Annotated in this window: 15 protein-coding genes; 11 read left to right on the top strand and 4 right to left on the bottom strand. The window is 74.1% G+C overall.

The window, feature by feature from the left end:
• Positions 1-197 precede the first annotated feature (197 nt).
• The 3 genes from ACFXOZ_RS31105 to ACFXOZ_RS31095 all read left to right on the top strand — a co-directional run bounded on the left by ACFXOZ_RS31105 (position 198) and on the right by ACFXOZ_RS31095 (position 6,329).
• Positions 198-470, top strand: coding sequence for a WhiB family transcriptional regulator (locus ACFXOZ_RS31105; protein ID WP_375895861.1), 273 nt, complete (start codon positions 198-200; stop codon positions 468-470).
• 252 nt (positions 471-722) lie between these two features.
• Entirely contained in the window at positions 723-4,604 is a 3,882-nt protein-coding gene (locus ACFXOZ_RS31100) for a glycosyltransferase (RefSeq protein ID WP_380593454.1), read from the top strand.
• A gap of 6 nt (positions 4,605-4,610) precedes the next feature.
• Entirely contained in the window at positions 4,611-6,329 is a 1,719-nt protein-coding gene (locus ACFXOZ_RS31095) for a DUF5719 family protein (protein ID WP_380593453.1), read from the top strand.
• A 35-nt stretch (positions 6,330-6,364) separates the two neighbouring features.
• Here ACFXOZ_RS31095 and ACFXOZ_RS31090 read toward each other — a convergent pair whose 3' ends face one another.
• Positions 6,365-6,817, bottom strand: coding sequence for a metallopeptidase family protein (locus tag ACFXOZ_RS31090; protein WP_350509617.1), 453 nt, complete (start codon positions 6,815-6,817; stop codon positions 6,365-6,367).
• A 170-nt stretch (positions 6,818-6,987) separates the two neighbouring features.
• On the opposite strand from ACFXOZ_RS31090, the gene ACFXOZ_RS31085 reads away from it, so the two are divergent.
• The 6 genes from ACFXOZ_RS31085 (at position 6,988) to ahcY (ending at position 13,420) form a co-directional block, all read left to right on the top strand.
• Positions 6,988-7,437 carry a DUF3499 domain-containing protein gene (locus tag ACFXOZ_RS31085; protein WP_375895855.1) on the top strand — a complete coding sequence of 150 codons (450 nt, stop codon included), beginning with the start codon at positions 6,988-6,990 and terminating at the stop codon, positions 7,435-7,437.
• A 138-nt stretch (positions 7,438-7,575) separates the two neighbouring features.
• Positions 7,576-8,961, top strand: a complete 1,386-nt coding sequence (locus ACFXOZ_RS31080; RefSeq protein ID WP_380593452.1) for a phosphomannomutase/phosphoglucomutase — start codon at positions 7,576-7,578, stop codon at positions 8,959-8,961.
• Positions 8,962-9,059: 98 nt separating this feature from the next.
• Positions 9,060-9,242, top strand: coding sequence for a Trm112 family protein (locus ACFXOZ_RS31075; RefSeq protein ID WP_375895850.1), 183 nt, complete (start codon positions 9,060-9,062; stop codon positions 9,240-9,242).
• 82 nt (positions 9,243-9,324) lie between these two features.
• The gene (locus tag ACFXOZ_RS31070) at positions 9,325-10,581 is read left to right on the top strand and encodes an SIS domain-containing protein (RefSeq protein ID WP_380593451.1); all 1,257 of its coding nucleotides are present in this window, start codon (positions 9,325-9,327) and stop codon (positions 10,579-10,581) included.
• A gap of 18 nt (positions 10,582-10,599) precedes the next feature.
• Positions 10,600-11,577 (top strand): cation diffusion facilitator family transporter, encoded by a 978-nt coding sequence (locus ACFXOZ_RS31065; protein WP_375895846.1) that lies wholly within the window; start codon positions 10,600-10,602, stop codon positions 11,575-11,577.
• A gap of 394 nt (positions 11,578-11,971) precedes the next feature.
• Positions 11,972-13,420: an adenosylhomocysteinase gene (gene ahcY / locus ACFXOZ_RS31060; protein WP_375895843.1), complete on the top strand. Its 1,449-nt coding sequence runs from the start codon at positions 11,972-11,974 to the stop codon at positions 13,418-13,420.
• Positions 13,421-13,526: 106 nt separating this feature from the next.
• Here the strand turns inward: ahcY and ACFXOZ_RS31055 are convergent, their stop codons facing one another.
• Both ACFXOZ_RS31055 and ACFXOZ_RS31050 read right to left on the bottom strand, forming a co-directional pair.
• Positions 13,527-14,600, bottom strand: coding sequence for a hypothetical protein (locus ACFXOZ_RS31055; RefSeq protein WP_380593450.1), 1,074 nt, complete (start codon positions 14,598-14,600; stop codon positions 13,527-13,529).
• Positions 14,597-15,109, bottom strand: coding sequence for a SigE family RNA polymerase sigma factor (locus tag ACFXOZ_RS31050; protein ID WP_380525661.1), 513 nt, complete (start codon positions 15,107-15,109; stop codon positions 14,597-14,599). The genes ACFXOZ_RS31055 and ACFXOZ_RS31050 overlap by 4 nt, the downstream gene beginning before the upstream one ends.
• Before the next feature lie 110 nt (positions 15,110-15,219).
• Between ACFXOZ_RS31050 and ACFXOZ_RS31045 the strand changes: the two genes are divergently transcribed.
• A complete protein-coding gene (locus ACFXOZ_RS31045; RefSeq protein ID WP_375895836.1) occupies positions 15,220-15,849 on the top strand; it encodes a hypothetical protein in 630 nt (209 codons plus the stop codon).
• A gap of 54 nt (positions 15,850-15,903) precedes the next feature.
• On the opposite strand, the gene ACFXOZ_RS31040 is transcribed toward ACFXOZ_RS31045, so the two are convergent.
• Positions 15,904-16,917 (bottom strand): RDD family protein, encoded by a 1,014-nt coding sequence (locus ACFXOZ_RS31040; protein ID WP_380525662.1) that lies wholly within the window; start codon positions 16,915-16,917, stop codon positions 15,904-15,906.
• Positions 16,918-17,160: 243 nt separating this feature from the next.
• Here ACFXOZ_RS31040 and ACFXOZ_RS31035 point away from each other — a divergent pair, with 243 nt between their 5' ends.
• Positions 17,161-18,165, top strand: a complete 1,005-nt coding sequence (locus ACFXOZ_RS31035; RefSeq protein ID WP_375895831.1) for a stage II sporulation protein M — start codon at positions 17,161-17,163, stop codon at positions 18,163-18,165.
• Positions 18,166-18,588: the final 423 nt, after the last annotated feature.

Below are 18,588 nucleotides of genomic sequence, written 5' to 3'. Positions count from 1 at the left end.
CGGACCCAAGGTCCGATGTGTCCGGATATGTACACTATTCGTAACGGCTTGGTGCCAGGGAGTGAATCCCGGCCTCAATACCAGAGCTCGGCTTGACTGGGCCAGAGTGACGCAACTGTAATTTCACTCGTGTCGTCAGCCGCACGAGGCAACGGCAACCACGGGGACGCCAAGTAGGGGCAGAGGAGGCGCGCCACATGAGCGAGCTCTTTGAGCTGTTGATCGGGGACGGCATCGCGGAGGAAGAGGAGGAATTCGGTTGGCAGGAGCGCGCGTTGTGCGCCCAGACCGACCCGGAGTCCTTCTTCCCCGAGAAGGGTGGCTCGACCCGCGAGGCCAAGAAGGTCTGCCTCGCCTGCGAGGTCCGTTCGGAGTGCCTGGAGTACGCCCTCGCCAATGACGAGCGGTTCGGCATCTGGGGAGGCCTCTCCGAGCGCGAGCGCCGTCGGCTCAAGAAGAGCGCCGTCTGACCGGGGCGGCCCCGACCGATCTCGCTGACCCTCCGCCACCGGTGGACGGCCGCACAGCTGTACGAGCGCCTCACCGCGACGGTGGGGCGCTTTCGTGTTCCCGGACCGGTTCATGCCGATCCCGGGTCCCCTTCTTCACCGCCTCCGCACCGGCACCGGGCACGAAGCGGCCATCCGGAGCCGTTAGTGTGGTGCGCCATCCGGTTGCCGTTCACCGGCTGTGTCCACCGAGAACTGGGGCCCGCGCACTCGATGACCGTCTACAGCCACCAGAGCGGCTTCACCGCTTCCAGGCCGCCCGCCTACCCGCGCCACCTGGTGACCGCGGTGATCGTCTCGCACGACGGCGCCCGCTGGCTGCCGCAGGCCCTGGCCGGACTGCTCGGCCAGGACCGCCAGGTCCAGCGGATCCTCGCGGTCGACACCGGATCCACCGACAACTCCCCGCAGCTGCTCGCCGACACCCTGGCCGACTGGCTGCCCGAGAGCGGCCCGCTGGTGCTCGGCCGCCGGGCCGGCTTCGGCGCCGCCGTCGCCGAGGCCGTCGCGAGCAGCGCGCCCCTGCGCCCGGAGGACCTCCCGTACCGGCTCGACCCCTCCGGCTACGACCCGGTCACCGGCGGCTGGGACGACTACGGCGACCCGCTCGCCCAGGAGGACGACCTCGGCCGCGGCGGCCCGCGCGAGACCCAGCCGGTCGAGTGGCTCTGGCTGCTGCACGACGACTGCGAGCCGCAGACCGACGCGCTGCGCCGGCTCCTCCAGGTCGCCGACTCCACCCCCAGCGCCGGCGTGGTCGGCCCCAAGCTGCGCAGCTGGTACGACCGCCGCCAGCTGCTGGAGATCGGCGTCACCATCGCCCGCTCCGGCCGCCGCTGGACCGGCCTCGACCGCCGCGAGCAGGACCAGGGCCAGCACGACCAGGTCCGCCCGGTGCTGGCCGTCTCCAGCGCCGGCATGCTGGTGCGCCGGGACGTCTTCGAGGAGCTCGGCGGCTTCGACCGGGCCCTCCCGCTGATGCGGGACGACACCGACTTCTGCTGGCGGGTCAACGCCGCCGGCCACCGCGTGGTGGTCGCCCCCGACGCCGTGCTGCGGCACGCCGAGGCGGCCAGCCGCGAGCGCCGCGCGATCGACTGCGGCCCCGCCCACCCGCACCGGGTGGACAAGTCCGGCGCCGTCTACACCCTGCTCGCCAACTGCAGGGGCGCGCTCTTCCCGTACGTGCTGCTGCGCCTGGTGCTCGGCACCCTGGTGCGGGCCGTCACCAACCTGCTCGGCAAGGACCCGCGCCAGGCGGTCGACGAACTGGCCGGCCTCGGCCACGAACTCGTCCGCTTCCCACGGCTGTTGGCCGCGCGCAAACACCGTGCCCGGACCCGCGCCGCGGACGCCCTGGACGACCGCACGCTCTTCCCGGCGCCCGGTGCCACCACCCGGCTGGCCGTCGAGGGCGTCATCGGCTCGCTCGGGATAGGGGGCGCCGACGACACCGGCAGCCGGCACGGCTCGGTCGAGGCCGGTGGCGACGAGGACGGCGAGGACCTCGTCGTCGAGCAGTTCGCGCTGATCAAGAAGCTGGCCCGGCGCCCCGCGCCGGTGCTGTTCGCCGGCCTGCTGGTGTTCGCCCTGGTCGCCTGCCGCGGCCTGTTCGGCAGCGGCGAGCTGTTCGGCGGCGCCCTGCTGCCCGCCTCCGACGGCGCGGGCGGCCTGTGGGCGATGTACGCGGACGCCTGGCACCCGGTCGGCACCGGCTCCACCGCCGCCGCACCGCCGTACCTCGGCGTGCTCTCGGTGCTCTCCTGGCTGCTGTTCGGCCACGCCGACCTCGCGCTCACCCTGCTGGTCGTGCTCACCGTCCCGCTCGCCGCGGTCAGCGCCTACCTGGTCTCCCGGCCGCTGCTGGACTCCAAGCTGGTCCGCGCCTGGGCCAGCGCCACCTACGCGCTGCTGCCCGCCGCCACCGGCGCGCTCGCCCAGGGCCGGATCGGCACCGCCGTCCTCGCCGTGCTGCTGCCGCCGCTGGCCCGCGCCGCCGCGATCGCGGCCGGCCTCGGCATCCGCCAGGAGAGCGCTGCCAAGGGCGCCCGCCCCGGCTGGCGGCCGGTCTGGATGACCGTCCTGCTGCTCACCCTGGCCACCGCCTTCGTCCCGCTGACCTGGGCCCTCGCGGTACCGCTCTGCCTGGCCGTGCTGGTCCTCGCGGTGCTGCGCGGCGGCGCCTTCGGCTCCGGCGGCACGGCGCTGCGCCTGCTCGGCCTGCGCGTCCTGGTGATCCTCGCGGTGCCCGTCGCGGTGCTCGCCCCCTGGTCGCTCAAGGTGCTCTCGCACCCGCAGTGGCTGCTGCTGGAGGCCGGGCTGCCCGGACTGCACGGCGCCGGGGCGAGCGCGGCCGGCCTGCTGCTGGTCAACCCCGGCGGCGCCGGGGTGCCGCCGGTCTGGCTCTCCACCGGTGTCGTCCTGGCCGCACTGGCCGCGCTGCTGCGCGCCGACCGCCGCCGCGCGGTGCTCGCCGCCTGGGGCGCGGCCGGTGCCGGGCTGGTCTTCGCCGTCGCGGTGGCGGGCACCTCCGTCACCCCGGCCTCCGGCGGCCAGCCGGTGCCCGCCTGGGCCGGCCCGGCCACCCTGCTCGCCGGGATCGCCATGCTCGCCGCCGCCGCGATCGGCGCCGACGGCGCCAACGCCCGGGTCGCCGGGATCGCCTTCGGCTGGCGCCAGCCGGTGGCCGCCCTGGTGGTGGCCGCCGCCGTGCTGGCCCCGCTGGGCACCGGCCTGTGGTGGGCGCTGACCGGCGCCGGGGGCCCGCTGCACCGCGCCGCGTCCGGCCAGGTGCCGGCCTTCATCGCCGAGGAGGCCGGTACCAGTGACCGGTCCCGCACCCTCGTGGTCACCGGCCAGAAGGGCGCCGTCCGCTACACCGTGGTGCGCGGCGCCGGCCTGACCCTCGGCCAGGCGGAGTCCACCGTCGACCCGGCCACCGGTACCCAGGGCGGTCTGGACCGGATGGTCGGCAGCCTGCTGGCCGGCTCCGGCGCCGACCAGGCGAACGCCCTGGCCGGTTACGGCATCGCCTACGTGCTGGTCGAGCGGCAGGCCGTGGACGCCTTCAAGGACGTCCTGGACACCACCCCCGGCCTGGTGAAGGCCAACCAGGACGGCGACGCCGCGCTCTGGCAGGTCAACGGCGCGCCCGCGGTGCGCGCCGTGATCACCGCTCCGGGCGCCACCCCGGTGGTCGTCCCGTCCGGCGAGCGCGACCTCACCGCCACCGTCCCGGCCGGTCCGGACGGCCGGGTGCTGCGGCTGGCCGAGGCCGCCGCCCCCGAGTGGAAGGCCACCATGGACGGCACCGCGCTGGAGCCCACCACGGTCGACGGCTGGGCGCAGGGCTTCAAGCTCCCGGCCGCCGGCGGCAAGCTGAGCGTCACCCGCGAGGGCAGCCTCGTCCACACCGGCTGGATCTGGGCGCAGGTCCTGGTCGGCCTCACCATCCTGGTGCTGGCCCTGCCCGGCCGCCGCAGCCACAAGGACGACGACCTGCCCGAGGAGGTGGTCGCCGCCGCCGCGCTGGCCGCCGCCGCCCAGGCGCAGGCCCCCGCCCCCGGCAGCCGCCGGGCCCGCCGGATGGCCGAGCGCGGCGAGGGCGGCGAGCCCGGCGCCGAGGAGCCCGGGGTGTACGACGGCCTGCCGGGCGCGATCCCGGCGCAGCCCGCCGGCGAGCCGGTGGCCGGGGCGGTCCAGGCGGCCGCCGCCGTCCAGGAGGCCGAGCCGTACACCGACCCGTACCAGACGTACCAGCAGGCCGACCCGTACAGCTACGACCAGTACGCGACCCAGCAGCCGGTCGCCGCGCCGTACGCGGGCCAGGGCTACGAGGGCCACGGGTACGACGGCCACCAGCAGGGCTACCCGCAGCAGGGGTACGACCAGCAGGGCTACGAGCAGCAGGGGTACGAGCAGTACCCGCAGGAGCAGTACGGCTACGACGCCTACCAGCAGCAGCCCGGGCAGCCCCAGCAGACCTGGCTGCCGGGCCAGCAGCAGGGCGAGCCGTACTACGACCCCAACGAACCGGGCGGCACCGGGCACCCTTCCGGGAACTACGGCCCCCACCAGCACGGATCGGGGAGCTGACCCGCCATGAAGAAGCCCGCATTCGGGAAGAAGTCCGCCGCCCGGGCCGAGCAGCCCGCAGAGCCCTCCGCCGCTGCGGCCGGGGCCGCGGAGCCCGCCGGCGCGCCGGGGACGGCCCCCGGCCGGTCCGCGGGGAAGACCACCCAGTCCCTGCTGGCCGCGGCCGTGGTGCTGGCGGCCGTGTTCGGGATCGCCGAGCTGCGCCCGCCGGCCGGCCCGGCCAAGGCGGACGGCGGGGCCGCCCCGAGCACCGCGCAGGTCGAGCGGACGGCGGCGGTCTGCCCGCAGCCCTTCCAGGGCCTGACCGGCTCGACCACGCTGACCGCCTACACCCCGCCCGGCACCGGCTCGGCCACCGGCGGCGCCGGCTGGCTCTCCGAGCAGGCCGCCCCGGTCACCCCGCCGAGCGCGGCCCCGTCCGCCCCGGCGCCGAGCGGATCGCCGGCCGGCGCGCCGAGTGCGGCCGCGAGCGGCTCCGGCGCCCCGGCCACCCCGGCCCCGGACAAGAACGCCGCGCCCGCCGACGCCAAGCTGACCCTCGGCAAGCCCGGCACCCCGGCCACCGGCCCGGCCAGCAACGGCGACGCCGCGCCCGGCACCGGGGCCGTCGCCACCGGCGCGCTCGCCCCCGGCTTCACCGTCAGCCAGACCACCGTGGTCACCGAGCAGCGCGGCACCGGCCTGTCCGGCCTGACCTGCACCCCGGAGAGCACCAGCTTCTGGTTCGCCGGGGCCAGCACGGCCGGCGACCGGGTCGACTACGTCAGCCTGGTCAACCCCGAGTCCTCCGCCGCCGTGGTCGACATCAAGCTGTACGGCGACAAGGGCCTGATCGACAACGACGCCGCCAACGGCATCACCGTCGCCCCCGGCAGCTCGCAGTCCGTCCTGCTGTCGACGATCAGCAAGGGCGCCGTCACCGACCTCGCCGTGCACGTGGTGGTGCGCTCCGGGCGGATCGGCGCCGCGCTGCACGCGGCCGACGGCGCCAAGGGCGCCGACTGGGTCCCCGCCTCGGCCGAGCCGGCCGCCACCCAGGTGATGCCCGGCCTGCCCGCCGATGCCACCGCGGCCCGGCTGGTGGTCTGGGCCCCGCCGGAGGACGACGCCGACCTCAAGATCCAGCTCTCCGGCAAGAACGGCTGGTTCACCCCGGCCGGCAACGAGTCGATCCACGTCAAGGCGGGCATGGTGGCCGCCGTCGACCTGGGCAAGGTCACCCGGGACGAGGTCGCCGGGCTGCGGCTGTCGCCCAGCGACGACCGGCACCCCACCAAGATCGTGGCCGGGTTGCGGGTCGACCGCACGGGCGGCAACGGCAAGAGCGAGGCGGCCTGGCTCACCGGCAGCGGCCCGGTCGGCGCCCGCGCCACCGTCGCCGACAACCGGGCCGGGGCCTCCACGATCTTCCTGACCTCCACCGGCGACGCCGCCACCGTCAAGGTCACCGGCTCGGCCGGCAGCGGCGGCGGCACCCCGGCGACCAAGGAGGTCCAGCTCCCGGCCGGCGGCACGGTCGCCATCCCGGCGCCCGAGCCCGCCGGGCTGAACGGCGTCTTCGCGGTCACCGTGGAGACCGAGTCCGGCGGCCCGGTGGTCGCCGCCCGGATGCTCGCCCTGCCCGCCAAGGACGTGCCGATGTTCACCGTCCAGGCACTGCGCGACGACCACAGCACCGTGCAGGTCCCGCAGGCCACCCAGGACCCGGGCGTGGTGCTGCGCTGACCGGCCCTTCCGGGGCCCCGCGGGGCCCCGGAAGGTCACTCCTCGTCGTAGCGCGGGTCGATCGCGTCCGGCGACAGCCCCAGCAGCTCGGCCACCTGCTCGATCAGGATCTCGTGCACCAGCGCCGCCCGGTCCTCCCGGGTCTTCGCCCGGATCTCCACCGGCCGCCGGTACACCACGATCTGGCTCTTGTGGCCCTTCTGACCGGGCGACACCCGGCCCAGCGGCACGCCGTCCTCGGTGTCGGCGCCGTCCGGCTCGTGCAGCGGCACCTCCTGCACGGCGAACTCCACCTCGATCAGCTGCGGCCACCGCCGCTCCAACCGCTCCACCGACTCGCGCACGTAGTCGTCGAACAGTTCGGAGCGGGTGAGCGAGATCGGCACCTGGGGCGGGGCCAGCGGGCCGCGCAGCCCCCTGCCGTGCCGGTCGCGGTGCCGGGGGCGGCGCGAAGGGCCTGTCGATGACTGCGGTGCGGAGCTGTCCATATCACTGCCGAGAGTAGTCCTTGGCGGGTCGGAAGTGGACCACTCCGACGGGGGAATCGCCGGTGCGACGGCGCGTGTCCGAGCGGCCGGAGCGAGCCGGTCGGCAGGAGCCGGGCGGGCGCGCCCGGGGCGCCCCCACGGCCCGGCGGGGCCCCGGCGGGGGGACGCCGGTGAGCACCCGGGGCGCGACACGGCACCCCCGCCGGACAGGCGGTCTTCGCTCCCCGGCAGGGAGTGCGGTACCGTCCACCCTCGTGAGCTCTGTACGTCGTTGTTCGCGGACCGCGTGCGGCCGACCGGCCGTCGCGACGCTGACGTACGTCTACGCGGACTCCACCGCCGTACTGGGCCCGCTCGCCACCTACGCCGAGCCGCACTGCTACGACCTGTGCGCCGAGCACGCCGAGCGGCTCACCGCCCCGCGCGGCTGGGAGGTCGTCCGGCTCGCCCTCGAGACCGGGCCGCTGCGCCGCAGCAGCGACGACCTGGAGGCCCTCGCCAACGCCGTCCGCGAGGCCGCCCGCCCGCAGACCCCCCGTCAGGGCCGCGTCCCCGAGGGCGAGTCCACCGAGGGCGGCCGCCGCGGCCACCTCCGGGTCCTGCGCTCGCCCGACAACTAGGGCCTCTCCTGGGCCTCGCCCCGCACGGTGCGTTCGCCCGGCCCGGGTACGCTGCCCGTCTGACACCACCGCGATCCGTCGACCGGACGCGTCGGTGGCCCGACGTATCGATCAGCACAGAACCAGGGTGGAGCCGCAGTGCGCGACCTCAAGCAGCTCGTGAAGGCGTACGACGTCCGAGGTGTCGTCCCGGACCAGTGGGACGAGAGCCTGTCCCGGGCCTTCGGCGCCGCGTTCGTGCAGGTCACCGGCGCGACCGCGATCGTGGTCGGGCACGACATGCGCCCCTCCTCGCCGTCGCTGAGCCGGGCCTTCGCCGAGGGCGCCGCGGCCTACGGCGCCGACGTGGTCGAGATCGGCCTCTGCTCGACCGACCAGCTCTACTACGCCAGCGGCAAGCTCGACCTGCCCGGCGCGATGTTCACCGCCAGCCACAACCCGGCCCAGTACAACGGCATCAAGCTGTGCCGGGCCGGCGCCGCCCCGGTCGGCCAGGACACCGGCCTGTCCGAGATCCGCGAGCTGGTCGAGTCCTGGACCGCCGAGGACGACACCGTCACCGTCCCGGCCAAGGACGTGAAGCCCGGCGGGCTCTCCGCCCAGGACACCCTGCGCGGCTACGCCGACCACCTGCTGGGCCTGGTCGATCTCAGCGCGATCCGCCCGCTGAAGGTCGCCGTGGACGCCGGCAACGGCATGGGCGGCCACACCGTGCCGACCGTCTTCGACGGCCTGCCGATCGAGCTCGTCCCGATGTACTTCGAGCTGGACGGCACCTTCCCCAACCACGAGGCCAACCCGCTCGACCCGAAGAACCTGGTCGACCTCCAGGCCGAGGTCCGCAAGGTCGGCGCCGACATCGGCCTGGCCTTCGACGGCGACGCCGACCGCTGCTTCGTGGTCGACGAGCGCGGCGAGCCGGTCTCCCCGTCCGCGATCACCGCCCTGGTCGCCGCCCGCGAGATCGCCCGCGCCCAGGCCGCCGGCGAGGCCGAGCCGACGATCATCCACAACCTGATCACCTCCTGGACCGTCCCCGAGGTGGTCCGCGAGCTCGGCGCCGCCCCGGTGCGCACCCGGGTCGGCCACTCCTTCATCAAGCAGGAGATGGCCGCCACCGACGCCGTCTTCGGCGGCGAGCACTCCGCCCACTACTACTTCCGCGACTTCTGGCGCGCCGACACCGGCATGCTGGCCGCGCTGCACGTGCTGGCCGCGCTCGGCGGGCAGCAGGGCACCCTGTCCGAGCTGACCGCCGAGTACGACCGCTACGCCGCCTCCGGCGAGATCAACAGCACCGTCGCCGACCAGGCCGCCAGCACCGCCGCCGTCCGCGCCGCCTACGCCGGCCTGGAGGGCACCACGGTGGACGAGCTGGACGGCCTCACCGTGGCCGGCCCGGACTGGTGGTTCAACCTGCGCGCCTCCAACACCGAGCCGCTGCTGCGCCTGAACGTCGAGGCCAAGGACCCGGCGCGGATGGCCGAACTGCGCGACGGCGTGCTCGCCGTCGTGCGCGCCTGACCGGACCGCGCCTGACCGGAGCGCACCGTGCCCCGGCCGGTAGGGTTGCCTATCGGCCGGGGCACCTCCGTGCCACCACCGAACTTTGGAGAGCCCCCATGAAGCTCGAATCCTTCCTGCTGGAGATCCTGGTCTGCCCGCAGTGCCGGGCCGCGCTCGCCGAGGGCGGCACCGAGGAGCAGCCCGAGCTGCTCTGCACCGGCGCGGACTGCGGCCTCGCGTACCCGGTCCGCGAGGGCATTCCGGTCCTCCTGGTGGACGAGGCCCGCCGCCCGGCCTGATCCTGTTGGGGCCGACCAGCCCCGGGGCCGACCGGCCCGACCCGCGCCCGCCGCCCACACAGGACAGCCGGAGGCCCGCCGCATGCTCGACGACACCCTGCTCGACGATCCGGCCGCCCTCCAGCGCGCCGACCACGACCGCGCCCTGCTGGCCCTGGCCGGCGCCGGCGCCCGGGTCCGCACCGCGCTGCGGCAGGCCGACGCGGCCGGCCTCGACCGGCTGCGCCCCGACGGCCGCCCGCGGGCCGTCCTGGTCGCCGGGCACGGCAGCGCCCTGACCGCCGCCGAGATCCTCGCCGCGCTGGCCGGGACCGCCGTCCTGGTCGTCCCGCTGCCGCCGACCGAGGCCGTCGCCCCGCGCGTCGACCGGGCGGCCGGCGCCCCGCCCGCCTTCACCGCCGGGCTCGGCTGGCAGCTGCCCGGCTGGGCCGGACCGCTCGACCTGCTGGTGGTCAGCTCCGCCGACGGCGGCGAGCAGGGCCTGATCGGCCTCGCCGAGCAGGCCTACGCCCGCGGCTGCTCCGTCGTCGTCACCGCCCCGCCCGGCAGTCCGCTGGCCGAGGCCGCGCTGCAGGTGCGCGCGCTGCCGCTGCCGTACGTCGGCACGGTGCTGCCCGACGAGGGCCCGCCCGCCGCACCGGCCGCCGAGCCGGACCTGCCGGCCGAGGACCCGGCCGCGCTGTGGTCCCACCTGACCCCGCTGCTGGCGCTGGCCCAGAAGCTCGGCCTCACCCAGCTGCCCTACGACGCGCTGCCGGCCGTCGCCGACCTGCTGGACACCGCCGCCGTGCGCTGCCGCCCGGACGCCGCCGCGTACACCAACCCGGCCAAGGGCCTGGCCGCCCGGCTGGCCGGGACGGTCCCGCTGCTGTGGGCCGAGGGCCCGGTCGCCGGCGCCGCCGCCTCCCGGTTCGCCGCCCAGCTCGCCGAGCGGGCCGGCCGCCCGGCGCTGACCGGCGCGCTGCCGCAGGTGCTCACCGCCCACCGCGGCATGTTCACCGGCCAGTTGGGCGCGGGCGCCGACCCGGACGACTTCTTCCGCGACCGGGTCGAGGAGCCCGACCCGCTGCACCTCCAGGTGCTGCTGCTGCGGCACGTCCCCGAGGCGGGCACGCCGGACCCCGGGCAGGAGCAGGACGGCCCCGCCGAGGTGCCCGAGGACGACGAACGGCCGCGCAGCTTCGGCGTGCGCCGCGCCCACCGGCTGGCCGCCGCCCACGACGTACGGCTCACCGAGTACGCGAGCACCCTCGCGGACCCGCTGCACGCGCTGGCCGACCTGATCGCGCTGACCGACTTCGCCGCCGTCTACCTGGGGCTGGCCGCCGCGCAGTCCTGAGGCCGCTACTCTCTGCCCATGAGCACAGAGGGCGGGACGAAGGCACTGGTCGCGGCGTTGTCCGCCAACCTGGCGATCGCGGTGGCCAAGTTCACCGCCTTCGGCTTCACCGGCTCCTCCTCGATGCTGGCCGAGGGCGTCCACTCGGTGGCCGACTCCGGCAACCAGGTGCTGCTGCTGATCGGCGGCAAGCGGGCGCGCCGCGCGGCGGACGAGGAGCACCCGTTCGGGTACGGGCGCGAGCGCTACGTGTACGGCTTCCTGGTGGCGATCGTGCTGTTCAGCGTCGGCGGCCTGTTCGCGGTCTACGAGGGCTGGCACAAGGTCAACCACCCCGAGGCGCTGGACTCCTGGGGCTGGGCGGTGGGCGTGCTGGTCTTCGCCGTCGCGATGGAGGGCTGGTCCTTCCTGACCGCGGTGCGCGAGTCCGCCAAGGCCAAGGGCGGCCAGGGCTGGGTGCAGTACATCCGCACCGCCAAGGCGCCCGAGCTGCCGGTGGTGCTGCTGGAGGACACCGGCGCGCTGATCGGCCTGGTGCTCGCGCTGCTCGGCGTCTCGCTCACCGTGATCACCGGCGACGGCGTCTGGGACGGCGTCGGCACCCTGTGCATCGGCGTGCTGCTGGTGGTGATCGCGGTGGTGCTCGCGCTGGAGACCAAGTCGCTGCTGCTCGGCGAGTCCGCCGACAAGGACTCGGTGCGGCGGATCCGCGCCGCGCTGGTGGACGGCGAGGCGGTCACCGGGGTGATCCACATGCGCACCCTGCACCTCGGCCCGGAGGAACTGCTGGTCGCCGCCAAGATCGCCGTCAACGCGGAGGACAGCGCCGCCCGGGTGGCGCGGGCCATCGACGCGGCCGAGGAGCGGGTCCGCGCCGCCGTCCCGATCGCCCGGGCGATCTACCTGGAGCCGGACGTCTACAGCGCCGAGAAGGCCGCCGCGGGCGAGGACCCGGCGGCCACCCCGGGCGGCCCCGGGCCGGGCGCCGCGCACTGACGGACCGTCCGGCGGGCCGGTCCGGCGGCGGCCGGCGGCGGTCGGGCAGGGGCCGGGCACGGGACGGGCAGGGGTCCTGGGGCGGCTGGGCGGCGGCCGGATCCGGCCGCCCAAATCAGTCATCCGCGGACGCCCGGTGGGGCCATCGGTGTAGATTCGTCACCAGAGCCAGAACGTCGCTGCTGATGGCGGTCGATCGGCGGTCCGCACCCGTAGGGTGTGCGCCGGTCGAGGGAGAGAGGTCCTCCGACGGTTTGTGCTGCGCAGCAGGGAGCCGGTCCGCCACCACGGGATCCGGCGGCCCCGGCGTAGCCGTGCACCCGTACGGCCCGCCATGCGCACCGCACATCCGGACCTCGGCCCGTGCCCCACCCCATCAGCGAGGAGCAGACGCATGTCGACCGACATCACCGGTGACTTCAAGGTCGCCGACCTTTCCCTGGCGCCGTTCGGCCGCAAGGAGATCCAGCTGGCCGAGCACGAGATGCCCGGCCTCATGTCCATCCGCGCCGAGTACGCCGCCGCGCAGCCGCTGGCCGGCGCCCGGATCACCGGCTCGCTGCACATGACCGTCCAGACCGCGGTGCTGATCGAGACCCTGACGGCGCTCGGTGCCGAGGTCCGCTGGTGCTCCTGCAACATCTTCTCCACCCAGGACCACGCCGCCGCCGCCATCGCGGTCGGCCCGGAGGGCACCCCGGAGAACCCGCAGGGCGTGCCGGTCTTCGCCTGGAAGGGCGAGACCCTGGAGGAGTACTGGTGGTGCACCGAGCAGGCGCTGACCTGGCCCGACGGCAAGACCCCGAACATGATCCTGGACGACGGCGGTGACGCCACCCTGCTGATCCACAAGGGCGTCGAGTTCGAGAAGGCCGGTGCCGCTCCGGACCCGTCCACCGCGGACAACGACGAGTTCCGGATCATCCTGGAGCTGCTCAACCGCACGCTCGTGGAGACCCCGAACAAGTGGACCGAGGTCGCCGCCACCATCAAGGGCGTGACCGAGGAGACCACCACCGGTGTCCACCGCCTGTACGAGATGCACCGTGACGGCCAGCTGCTGTTCCCGGCGATCAACGTCAACGACTCGGTCACCAAGTCGAAGTTCGACAACAAGTACGGCTGCCGCCACTCGCTCATCGACGGCATCAACCGCGCCACCGACGTCCTGATCGGCGGCAAGGTCGCCGTCGTCTGCGGTTACGGCGACGTCGGCAAGGGCTGCGCCGAGTCGCTGCGCGGCCAGGGCGCCCGCGTCATCGTCACCGAGATCGACCCGATCTGCGCGCTCCAGGCGGCGATGGACGGCTACCAGGTCGCCACCCTGGAGGACGTGGTCGAGACCGCCGACATCTTCATCACCACCACGGGCAACAAGGACATCATCATGGCCTCGCACATGGCCCGGATGAAGCACCAGGCCATCGTGGGCAACATCGGCCACTTCGACAACGAGATCGACATGGCCGGCCTGGCCAAGCTCGACGGCGTCGTGAAGACCGAGGTCAAGCCGCAGGTCCACGAGTGGCGCAAGGCCGACGGCCGCACCATCATCGTCCTCTCCGAGGGCCGCCTGCTGAACCTGGGCAACGCGACCGGCCACCCGTCCTTCGTGATGTCCAACTCCTTCGCGAACCAGACGATCGCCCAGATCGAGCTGTTCACGAAGACCGAGGAGTACCCGATCGGCGTCTACGTGCTGCCGAAGCACCTGGACGAGAAGGTGGCGCGCCTGCACCTCGACGCGCTGGGCGTGAAGCTGACCACCCTGTCCCAGGAGCAGGCCGACTACATCGGCGTCCCGGTCGAGGGCCCGTACAAGGCGGAGCAGTACCGCTACTGATGCGGTGAGTCGCCGCTGACGCGGTGACCGGCGCGTTCGGCGCGTGGTCGGTCGTCCGGTCGTCCGGTCGTCCGGTCGTCCGCCGAGAACGGCCGTCCGGTCGTTCTCAGCGGACGAACACGTCGGTGGTCCAGTCGCGTTCGTCCACACCGATCGGCTCGGTGCGCGAGAGCAGCCCGGACAGTCCGCCGATCTCGTCCAGGGCCGGCGGCGTGCCGCCCCCGTACACGGCGGCGCAGATCCACACCCCGTTCCGGGACTGGCAGGTCGGGGCGGGGCTGGGGTGCCCGGTCGGCATCGTGCCGGGCTCGTCCGTGTCCGGTCGCAGTTCGAGGGTGACGGTCCTTCCCTGGACCTTGAAGTTCAGGTAGAGGTTCCAGGCTCCCCGGCCTTCCGGGTCCGGGCGGGAGAGCTGCACCATGTCGGGTGTTCCGAACTCCTCGGGCAGGTTGGTGAACTGGACCGGCAGCGGGACGTCCCGGTGTCCGTACCGGACGCCGTTGGCCACCCTGAGCAGCACGTCGCGACCGGTCTGCTCCGGGGTGCCGTTGCTCGCGGCGAGCTCCGCCCAGCGGCCCGAGGGGGTCAGCCAGCGCAGTGACCACGTCTGCGTCCCGCTCGGCAGGTTCGCCCAGTAGGCCGTCCGCCCGTTGATCGGGGGGGCGTCCTCGCGCACCAGGTGGATGTCGTACGGGGGCGACTGGGGGTTCAACGGCGGCTCGACCCCGGCCGGGTAGAGCTGGAGGTTCAGGCGCGGGATGCTCCGGCCGGTGTCCTTGTTCGCGGAGTAGAGGCCCTTGGCCTGGATCTCGCGGTCGATCCGGCCCGGTTGGTCCACCCAGTCGGGCAGCCAGCCGTACGAGACCTCGGTGCTGAGCGGGTCCGAGGCGGCGGCCGGGGCGGTGGTCGACGTCGGGGTCGGGGTCGGGGCCGGCGTCGCGGTGACCGCCGGGAGGGTCTGCACCGCCGGTGCCGTGGTGCCGGGCCTCATCAGCATCGTGGCCGTGAGTGCGACGGCCGCCACGACGGCCACCGCGCCGGCCGTGGCCCGGTACCGGCGCTGCAGGCGGGCCCGTCCACGGGTGATGGACGTGGTGATGTCGAAGGCCGCGGGCGGGGCCGGCTCGTCGGCCAGGGCCGACAGGGCGATGCTCAGCTCACGGTGATCGGTGGCGGTCATGACGTCCTCTCTGCAAGGGCCGGGACGAGAACGAGACTGCGGCGGAGGGTCTCCAGGGCGCGCGCGCTCTGGCTCTTCACGTTGCCGGAGGAGCAGTTCAGCGCCTCGGCTGCCTGGTCGATCGACAGGTCGCAGTAGTACCGGAGCACGACGGCCGCGCGCTGGCGCGGCGGGAGCGCCGCCAGGGCCTTGCGCAGGTCGAGCGAGACGTCCAGGTCGATGCTCGTGGCCGCGATGTCCGGATCGGTGCCGGTCCGTACCGTCCGGCGCCACCAGGAGGTGCGCTGCTCGGCGAGGAACGTGTTCACCAGCGTCCGGCGGGCGTAGCCGTCCACGTTCGTCGCGCGGCTCGCCTTCGCCCAGTGCACGTACAGCTTGGTGATGGTCTCCTGCACCAGGTCGTCGGCCCGGTGCCAGTCCCCGCACAGCAGATAGGCGACCTTCCGCAGCCAGCCACTCCGTGAAGCCACGAACTCCGTGAACTCCGCGTCGCGTGTCTGCTTCGCCATCTGCACCCCCTCTCGTCGTGGCGGCGGCGCGTCTCCCGCGCCGTCCGACCCTCTGATGCGGGCACCGGCCCGGAATGTTGCACCGGACGCCGGTGCGTAGGCTTTCGGGCATGCCCAACGGTCGGTACTCGCTCCATGACACCCATGACCACGTGCTGCTCGGCGAGGAGCGGTTCAGCTGCGCGCCCGGGGCGGCCGGCTGGCGGTACGTCTCCAAGACCTACGCGCCGGACGGGCAGGTGATCGGCAGCGTCGACCTGACGCTGGACTCGCGGGCCCGGCCGTTGCGGATGGAACTGCGGGCCGGCGGCTGGCAGGTGCGCGGCGGCGCGGTGGACGGGGTGGCGTGGGTCCGCACCGACGCGGCCGACCCGGGCGGCGAGCACGCGGCGGAGGGGCACGACCGGGCGCACGGCTTCGCCGGACGCTCGCCGGGCTTCCTGGTCGCCACCGCCCGGATGCTGCGGCTGCGGGAGGGGGCGAGCGCCCGGGTGCGGCTGGTGGCGTTCACCGAGCCGGTGCTGGCGCCGCGCACCTTCGACCAGGGGTGGCTGCTGGAGGGCGTGGACACCCACGCGACGGACTCGGGGCCGCTGCTGGTCGAGCGCTACCAGGTGGCGGACCTGGAGACGGGGGAGCAGCAGGTGGTGCACCTGGCCGGGGACGTGGTGCTGGCGGCGGCGGGGATCGAGCTGGAGGAGCTCCAGTCGCCGCCGAACGCCTGGCCGGTGGGGGAGTAGGGGCGGGGTCCAGGCGGGTGGGGTCCAGGCGGGCGGGGTTCAGGCGGGTGAGGTTCAGGCGGGTGGGGCGAAGCCTGCGTCGGGAGCGGGCGGGGTCGGCTGCGAGGGCTTGACGAAGGACGGGGCCGCGGGGGCGGCCGGCGTCGGGACCGGTGCCGGGACCGCTACCGGGGGCGTCGCTACGGGCGCGTGCGCGTGCGCCGCGGGCACGCCGAGGACGCGGTGGGGGCGACCGTCGGCCGTGGGGGCCTGGGCGACGGCCGGGTGCGGGGCGGGGGTCTGGACGGGGGCCGCGGCCATGAACCGCTGCTGGGCGCGCATCCACTCCCGGCGCTGGCGCTCGGTGAGCACCGCGCCCAGGTAGGCCGCCGGGTGCAGTCCCGGCGGAATCGGGTTCCCGATCCGGCCGGCCAGGTCCTCGGCCAGCCCGGCGGCCATCCGGAAGGACACGCCTGGCTCCAACTGGCCCACCCGGACGAGCAGTTGACGGATCGCCAGCCAGAGCGGCTCGGGCACCGCGGACAGGTCCATCGCGACCAGCTCACGGCCCATGTCGTGCAGCAGCTGCGGGTGCACCGGGGGCAGCGGGCCGGCCGCACCGGCTCCGGCCGGAGTGCGCTCGCGGACCACGACCGTCCCGGCGAAGATGTCGCCGAGCCGCTTGCCGTCCGCGTTCAGCGTGGAGGTGATCACGGCCGGGGCGCCGGTTATCGCGATCAGCTCGAAGAAGCCCACCAGCCCGCGCACCAGCGAGTGCCGGAACCGGACCGGGCCGCCGTCGGTGCGCACCACCCGCAGTCCGAGCGCCGCCTTGCCGACCGAGCGCCCGCGGCTGAGGGTCTCGATCATCACCGGCAGGGCCACCAGGAAGAAGACCGTCATCCCGAGCATCGTCGCGGCCAGCGCCGCGCTGTCCAGGCCGGACAGGGCGATGCTCAGCACCAGCGTCGACACGAACAGGGCGGCGAACTCGATGAGCAGGTCGAGCACGATCGCCAACGCCCTGCTCGGAAGCTTCGCCGTCTGCAGGTCGAGGACGACCGCCTCACCCGTCACCAGGTCGCTCAAGACACCTGTCCGTTCACGCTCATGCGAGCAGGTGGGAGCGCACGTGGATCGGCCCCCACTGCCCGCTCTCCGCAGTCTGATCCGCAGCCGCAAACATACGGCGCCCGGTGGTCGCACGGGAAGTGAGATCCCGGCGGCCGGGGCGGCGGCGGTTCCTGGCATGCTGGGCCCGCACGTGTCCGTACGTACCTGCCCGACCCGCGCACGCGCGCCTCGCGCCATCGCCGACCATGGAGCCGCCGAATGGACCTGGACGTCTTCGTCGCCACCCACCAGGGGGAGTGGGCCCGGCTGGACGCCCTTGCCCGTAGGCGCCGGCTCAACGGGGACGAGGCCGACGAGCTGGTCACCCTCTACCAGCGCGCCACCGGCCACCTGGCCAAGGTGCAGGCCGCCGCGCCGGACCCGGCCCTGGTCGGCCGGCTGACCGGCCTGGTCTCGCGGGGCCGCAGCGCGGTGACCGGCGCCCGCACCAACGGCTGGCAGGACGTCGCCCGCTACTACACGGTGAGCTTCCCGGCCGCGCTGTACCGCGCGCGCCGCTGGTGGATGCCGGTCGCGGCGGTCTCGATGGTCGTCACCGTGCTGATCGCCTGGTGGATGGCCACCCACCCCGAGGTCCGGAACAGCCTGATCGCGCCGGACGACCTGCGCGAGCTGACCCGCCCCGGCGGACAGTACGAGGCGTACTACTCGGACCGGCCGGCCAGCTCCTTTGCGGCCCAGGTCTGGACGAACAACGCCTGGATCGCCGTGCAGTGCCTGCTCTTCGGTATCGCGCTGGGCATCCCGGTGCTCGTCGTGATGTGGGTCAACGTGGTCAACCTCGGCGTCGGCGTCGGGCTGATGGCCTCGGCCGGGCGGCTGGACGTCTTCCTCGGCCTGCTCATCCCGCACGGCCTGCTGGAGCTGACCACGGTCTTCGTGTCCGGCGGCCTCGGCCTGCGCCTCGGCTGGACCCTCATCGACCCCGGCCCGCGCACCCGCGCGGTGGCACTGGCGGAACAGGGCCGCTCGATCATCGGCATGGGAATCGGGCTGGCGACGGTGCTGGCCGTGGCCGGCGTGCTTGAAGCCTTCGTGACGCCGTCCGGCCTGCCGACCTGGGCCCGCATTTCCATCGGAGTCGTGGCGGAGGCGGCGTTCCTCACCTACGCGCTGGTCCTGGGCCGGAAGGCCGCGGCGAGCGGGGAGTTCGGCGACGTGGACGCGGCCGACCGGGCGGACCTGCAGCCCGTCGCGGCCTGAGCCGTGGTGATCAACAGGCCGTTGACCTGCTAGTCTTCTCGCATCCCGACCAAACCATTGACGTGGTGTGGGTGGGCTAGTAGGTTTGAACGGTTGGGAGCGACTGGACAACGGTCGGGCCCGGGCGTTAGTGTCTACGACACCGCCGAAATCGAGGCGAGCGCGTTTCACGAAATGCGCGCCCTCCGATGAAGCAAATCCCACGGACGGAACACTCCGAAAGCTTTGATAAGCTTCGGAACGAAGTTCGCAGGAAACCCCGCCAGCGGGAATCGGATGAATGAAACTCCGGAAAACGGAGCGGAAAACATCTGGTAAGCTGGAAACGCGAAAGAACGAAGCGCCCGGAGGGCCCGCTGGAAGGCGGTCCGAAGGAAGCGTCCGTTCCTTGAGAACTCAACAGCGTGCCAAAAGTCAACGCCA

The sequence above is a fragment of the Kitasatospora sp. NPDC059160 genome (assembly GCF_042755465.1).
Taxonomy (GTDB): domain Bacteria; phylum Actinomycetota; class Actinomycetes; order Streptomycetales; family Streptomycetaceae; genus Kitasatospora.
This window is presented reverse-complemented; position numbering and strand designations above follow the sequence as displayed.

Coding starts and splice junctions, on each gene's coding strand:
- ACFXOZ_RS31105 (WP_375895861.1), top strand. CDS start 198: ATGAGCGAGCTCTTTGAGCTGTTGATCGGGGACGGCATCGCGGAGGAA.
- ACFXOZ_RS31090 (WP_350509617.1), bottom strand. CDS start 6,817: ATGGACAGCTCCGCACCGCAGTCATCGACAGGCCCTTCGCGCCGCCCC.
- ACFXOZ_RS31070 (WP_380593451.1), top strand. CDS start 9,325: ATGCTCGACGACACCCTGCTCGACGATCCGGCCGCCCTCCAGCGCGCC.
- ACFXOZ_RS31035 (WP_375895831.1), top strand. CDS start 17,161: ATGGACCTGGACGTCTTCGTCGCCACCCACCAGGGGGAGTGGGCCCGG.
- ACFXOZ_RS31095 (WP_380593453.1), top strand. CDS start 4,611: ATGAAGAAGCCCGCATTCGGGAAGAAGTCCGCCGCCCGGGCCGAGCAG.
- ACFXOZ_RS31055 (WP_380593450.1), bottom strand. CDS start 14,600: ATGACCGCCACCGATCACCGTGAGCTGAGCATCGCCCTGTCGGCCCTG.
- ahcY (WP_375895843.1), top strand. CDS start 11,972: ATGTCGACCGACATCACCGGTGACTTCAAGGTCGCCGACCTTTCCCTG.
- ACFXOZ_RS31065 (WP_375895846.1), top strand. CDS start 10,600: ATGAGCACAGAGGGCGGGACGAAGGCACTGGTCGCGGCGTTGTCCGCC.
- ACFXOZ_RS31075 (WP_375895850.1), top strand. CDS start 9,060: ATGAAGCTCGAATCCTTCCTGCTGGAGATCCTGGTCTGCCCGCAGTGC.
- ACFXOZ_RS31100 (WP_380593454.1), top strand. CDS start 723: ATGACCGTCTACAGCCACCAGAGCGGCTTCACCGCTTCCAGGCCGCCC.
- ACFXOZ_RS31045 (WP_375895836.1), top strand. CDS start 15,220: ATGCCCAACGGTCGGTACTCGCTCCATGACACCCATGACCACGTGCTG.
- ACFXOZ_RS31050 (WP_380525661.1), bottom strand. CDS start 15,109: ATGGCGAAGCAGACACGCGACGCGGAGTTCACGGAGTTCGTGGCTTCA.